Annotated in this window: 1 pseudogene; it reads left to right on the top strand. The window is 75.7% G+C overall.

What is annotated here, in order from left to right:
• Positions 1–602: pseudogene (locus tag NS354_RS13680) on the top strand (FAD/NAD(P)-binding protein); the annotation flags it as partial.

Here is a 602-nt window from a genome sequence, read left to right as displayed (position 1 = left end):
CGCCGTCCGCCGCGATCCGACCCCACCTCGACGGCGACCCCGTGCACGGCGCCGACACGCCGCTCGAAGCGGTCGCGGCGGACGTCGCCGACGCGGTCGCACCGTTCGTGCCCGCCCCCGCCGACCGGCTCGACCTGCTCGGGGAGATGCGCCCGGTGCAGCACGTCTGCGACAGCGCCGCCGCATTCGACGCCTGGGTGCAGCGGCGCGTCGCCCACGACCTCGACGAGGCCGCACTCGGCCGCGACAGCGCGTTCAAGGCGGGCCTGTGGTCGGTGAGCTCGGCCCGCGGCGTCGCGAACCGCGTCGGCTCGCTCGGCGGCTTCGACGCCGAATCGCGCGGCTCGGGCTTCGCGATGCTGATGGCCGTCGGCGGCATGGCCGGATCGGGGCCGCCCGCGTTCCGCAACCGGCAGCTGCTCGCGCTCGCCGAGGCGGGCCTCGTGCGCTGCATCGGCCCGCGCGCCCGCGTGACGATCACCGAAGCCGGCTTCACGGCGGCGTCACCGTTCGTCGCCGACTCGCAGGTGACCGCCGATGCGCTCATCGACTCCTGGATGAACTTCCACCACCTCGCCGACACCGCCGACCCGCTCGCGCGC

Source organism: Leucobacter chromiiresistens (genome assembly GCF_001477055.1).
GTDB lineage: Bacteria > Actinomycetota > Actinomycetes > Actinomycetales > Microbacteriaceae > Leucobacter > Leucobacter chromiiresistens_A.
This window is presented reverse-complemented; position numbering and strand designations above follow the sequence as displayed.